Origin of the sequence: Streptomyces sp. 13-12-16 (assembly GCF_002114215.1) — a bacterium.
Taxonomy (GTDB): domain Bacteria; phylum Actinomycetota; class Actinomycetes; order Streptomycetales; family Streptomycetaceae; genus Streptomyces.
In genome coordinates, this window is sequence record NZ_NCTE01000038.1 from 1 (window position 1) to 4,173 (window position 4,173).

3 protein-coding genes and 1 pseudogene are annotated in these 4,173 nt (G+C 72.6%); 3 read left to right on the forward strand and 1 reads right to left on the reverse strand.

The window, feature by feature from the left end; all coding sequences use genetic code 11:
• A partial coding sequence (locus tag B7767_RS01795) for a DUF5691 domain-containing protein (RefSeq protein WP_107485740.1) occupies positions 1–1,123 on the forward strand: 1,123 nt, incomplete at its 5' end.
• Positions 1,124–1,380: 257 nt separating this feature from the next.
• Here B7767_RS01795 and B7767_RS01800 read toward each other — a convergent pair.
• Positions 1,381–1,797 carry a cobalamin B12-binding domain-containing protein gene (locus B7767_RS01800; RefSeq protein ID WP_030871236.1) on the reverse strand — a complete coding sequence of 139 codons (417 nt, stop codon included), beginning with the start codon at positions 1,795–1,797 and terminating at the stop codon, positions 1,381–1,383.
• A 413-nt stretch (positions 1,798–2,210) separates the two neighbouring features.
• Between B7767_RS01800 and B7767_RS01805 the strand changes: the two genes are divergently transcribed.
• Both B7767_RS01805 and B7767_RS01810 read left to right on the forward strand, forming a co-directional pair.
• Entirely contained in the window at positions 2,211–3,077 is an 867-nt protein-coding gene (locus B7767_RS01805; RefSeq protein WP_085570535.1) for a triacylglycerol lipase, read from the forward strand.
• A 339-nt stretch (positions 3,078–3,416) separates the two neighbouring features.
• A pseudogene (locus B7767_RS01810) lies at positions 3,417–4,173 on the forward strand (M23 family peptidase); the annotation flags it as partial.

Consider the following 4,173-nt stretch of genomic DNA (forward strand, 5'->3'; position numbering starts at 1 on the left):
GTTCGCCCTGCGTTCCACACCGGGCGGGGGCCCCTCCGTGCCCCGTCTCCACGACACGGAGGGCATACGACGGCTCTGGCAGGAGGGCCTCTTCGCCGAACGGGTCGCCCTCCTCACCGCCCTCCGCTCCCGCAAGCCGGCCACCGCGCGGGAACTCCTCGCGGCGAGCTGGGCGACGGAGCGGGCGGAGGACCGTCTGATGTTCCTGGACTCACTGCGCACCGGACTCGGCCCGGACGACGAGCCCTTCCTGGAGCAGGCCCTGGCCGACCGCAGCCGCAACGTACGGGCGACGGCCGCGGAGCTGCTGTCGGCGCTGCCCGGCTCCGCGCTGGCGGAACGCATGGCGGTCCGGGCCGGGGCGTGTGTGGCCGTCGACCGTACGCGGGACACGCCGACGATCGTCGTCGAGGCGCCGCACGAATGCGACGCGGGCATGGAACGCGACGGCGTGGTGGCCAGGGCCCCCGCGGGCCGGGGCGAACGGTCCTGGTGGCTCGGCCAGTTGGTGGAGGCGGCACCCCTGGGAAGCTGGTCGCGGCGGCTCGGCGGGCGTACGCCGCGGGAGATCGTGGCGCTGCCGGTGGCGGACGACTGGCAGGGCGAACTGCACGCGGCCTGGTGCCGGGCGGCGGTACGGCAGTGCGACGCGGCGTGGTCCCGGGCGCTGCTCGGTGAGCCCTCCGCGCCGGAGGCGGGTGGTCCGGGGGCGGTGTCCCTGGCCGAACGCGCCAAGCTGCTCGGCACGCTGACCGCCGCCGAACGGGCCGAGTGGGTGGCCGGGTTCATCGAGACGCACGGTCTGTCCGAGGCGTTCCAGCTGCTCGGGGTGTGTGCCGTGCCCTGGGCGGCGCCGGTCGGACGGGCGGTGGTCGACGCGCTCGACATCGCGCGTGACGCAGGGAGTTATCCATGGAGTTTCAGCGGAGTCATGGGCCTGGCCGAACGCTGCCTCGACCCGTCCGAGGCCGGTCGCCTCGACGCGCTCCTGGCGATACCGGACGAGCCGGAGAACGCGTCACCCGGAGCCGGCGGCTACTGGTCGGAAGCCTTCCAGCGCCTGGTCACCACCCTGCACCTACGCGCGACCATCCTCACGGAACTGACCCCGCCCGCCCCCTGACCGGGCCCGCGGACACCCGCACCGCGTCCTCCGCGGGCGGTCGCGCCTCCCCCGGTGCCCGAAGGGCCTGGGAGGTGCCCCCACGGACGATGGGGGTCACCTCGCTCATGGGGACCGCCCCGCTCAAGAGAAGCCGGGAGTGGGGGAGGGCGGACACGACGGCACCCCGCCGGCGCCGGGCAGCGCGAACGTCCCCCGCCCCGCACCGACTCCGGAGCGGCGGGGCCGAGGCTCCGGCGAGGCGCCACGAACGCGGCCTAAGCCTCCGCGGGCTGCCGCACGTTCGCCCGCACCCAGTCCACGATCGACGCCGTGGTCGCCCCCGGCGTGAAGATCTCCGCGACGCCCTTCTCCTTCAGCGGAGCGATGTCCGCCTCGGGAATGATCCCGCCGCCGAAGACCAGGATGTCCGCCGCGTCCCGCTGCGCCAGCAGCTCGATCACCGCCGCGAAAAGCGTGTTGTGCGCCCCGGAGAGGATGGACAGACCGATCGCGTCGGCGTCCTCCTGGATCGCGGTGTCGACGATCTGCTCGGGGGTCTGGTGGAGCCCGGTGTAGATCACCTCCATACCGGCATCGCGCAGCGCCCGCGCGATCACCTTGGCCCCGCGATCGTGGCCGTCGAGCCCCGGCTTGGCCACCACCACGCGGATCGGACCGGCTGCCACACCCATCACTGCCTCCATGAAGCGACTGCATCCATCCCTGCCGACAAGTACCGCACACATCCGTCGTGCCGTACACATCGTCCGGGCACCCCGGCCCGAACCGGCCGGGGAAGTGAACGAACGTTATCTCCAGCATCCCGCAACCGGCAGTTTCACGGTGCGCGGGGAGGGGCAAATCACACGGAGGGACACGTTCACCGCGCAGCGTTCCCGGGCTCCGGGCCCCGCGCACCGCACGCCCGTGCACCGATCGGGCAGCGGTGGGAACATGCGCACAAGGGATTCGCACCGAGGCCGCCGTACCACCGCGCCCCCTCCACGCATCGCACACGCGCACCGTCGACCGCTCTCGTAGCGATTTCCCAAGAGGGCGCACGGGGGACAGGGCTGTCCTCCCGCGTGCCGACAGGAGGTCGGCCATGAAGGTCACCGAGGCAGCTCTTCCCTTCCTGCCGCTCTGCCGGCGTCTTCTGCCGACCCGGCTGGCGGATCTCTCCCTGACCCTGCTGAAGGCGACCGCCCTGGAGCTGGCGATCCTGGCGGGTCACCTCCTGCTCTACCCCGCCGGCATCGTCCAGGAGCGCCGGGGCGCGCGCCCCGCGCTGCCCTCCCCCGACGGCACCGCGCAACTGCCGGCGGAGGCCAAGCCCCCGGTGGTGCTGCTGCACGGCTTCATCGACAACCGGTCGGTCTTCGTCCTGCTGCGCCGCAGCCTCGCCCAGCACGGCAGGCAGCAGATCGAGTCGCTCAACTACTCTCCGCTGACCTGCGACATCCGCATCGCGGCCGAACTGCTCGGCCGACACATAGAGCAGGTGTGCGAACGCACGGGCAGTCACCGGGTCGACGTGGTCGGGCACAGCCTCGGCGGGCTCATCGCGCGGTACTACGTGCAGCGACTGGGCGGCGACGCCCGCGTGCGGACGCTCGTCACGCTCGGCACCCCGCACTCCGGCACGCGCGTCGCCCCCCTGGCCAACGCGCACCCCATCGTGCGCCAGATGCGCCCCGGCTCACCGGTGCTCGAGGAACTCGCCCAGCCCGCGCCGGGCTGCCGTACGCGCTTCGTCGCCTTCTGGAGCGACCTCGACCACATCATGGACCCGCTGGAGTCGGCGTGCGTCGAGCACCCCGACCTGACGTCGGTGAACGTACGGGTGAGCGGTGTGGGCCATCTCGCCCTGCCCGTGCACCCGGCCGTGGCGACCCGCATACGGCAGGCGCTGGACACGGCGCACCCCGGAGAGCCGTCCACCGGCCGCCCGGAAGGCCTGACCGTGGCTTGACGACCGGCCGCCCGGAAGGCCCGGCCCCGACCCGGCCGCCGTCCGAGCGCGACACGCCCGGCACCGGCGCCACACGACAACCGGAACCGCACGCCCTCCCTCTACGGCAATCCGAACAACAACGGTCCGAGACGGCTCACTTATCGCCGTCGTCCACCCATCGCCTCGAACAAGTCTCGAACAAAAAGCCAAGACCGCGCCCGCCGTCCGCCAAAAGACAACCGATTGCCCGTTTCCTGCGCGCGCGAAACCTGCGGAAGATTGTCGTGCCCGCATACCGCCGGGTACAGTCGCCGCACTGCTCTGGCAGCCCCTGTTGTCGAGGCGAAAGAGAAGTTGGTGAACGACCGTCACCCGTCGGGGACCATGGACCCGGCTCCGGCTTCCGACGCCGATTCGGCGCCCCATGCGTCGTCGTACGGCACCCAGGAAGCCCAGTACGGCGACTTCACCACGTACGGCGGCTACGACGCCACCGGTTATGCCGCCACCCACTTCGGCACGGGCGACCACACCGCCGGGGGCTTCGCCACGGATCCCCTCTTCGGCCACCTCCCGGGCGGCGGTCAGGACACCGGCGCGTACGAGACCGCCGGACACTGGCCCACGGACGGCCAGGACACCGGCCACTACGACGTGTACGCGGCCCAGCACGCGTCCCCGTACGACACCGGCGGCTACGACACGACCGGCTGGACCATCGGCCATCACCCGATGACGGTGATCCCGACGCAGGCCGCCTCGCCGGAGACCAGCGGTCAGTGGGACGCCGGTGAGTGGCTCCAGCCCGATCAGGCCGGGAACCCCGCCGACCGGACCCAGCAGTGGGACTGGGGCACGCAGACCTTCGACAGCGGTGTCTACGACGCCACGCAGTGGAACTCCGACGGCGGCGACACCGCCGCCCCGGCGCCCGCGTCCGACGCCTACGAGCCGCAGGCCGAGTCCTTCGACGAGGAGCCCGCCGCCCAGGAGCCGGCCGACACCGGTGAGCTGCCCGCGGTGCACCTGCTCGAAGGGCAGGAGGAGACCGTCCCCGCCCCGACACCGCGCGCGGCCTCGCGCGCCGGGTCGCGTTCCCGCCGCCGTACGCCCG

Coding starts and splice junctions, on each gene's coding strand:
- B7767_RS01800 (WP_030871236.1), bottom strand. CDS start 1,797: ATGGGTGTGGCAGCCGGTCCGATCCGCGTGGTGGTGGCCAAGCCGGGG.
- B7767_RS01805 (WP_085570535.1), top strand. CDS start 2,211: ATGAAGGTCACCGAGGCAGCTCTTCCCTTCCTGCCGCTCTGCCGGCGT.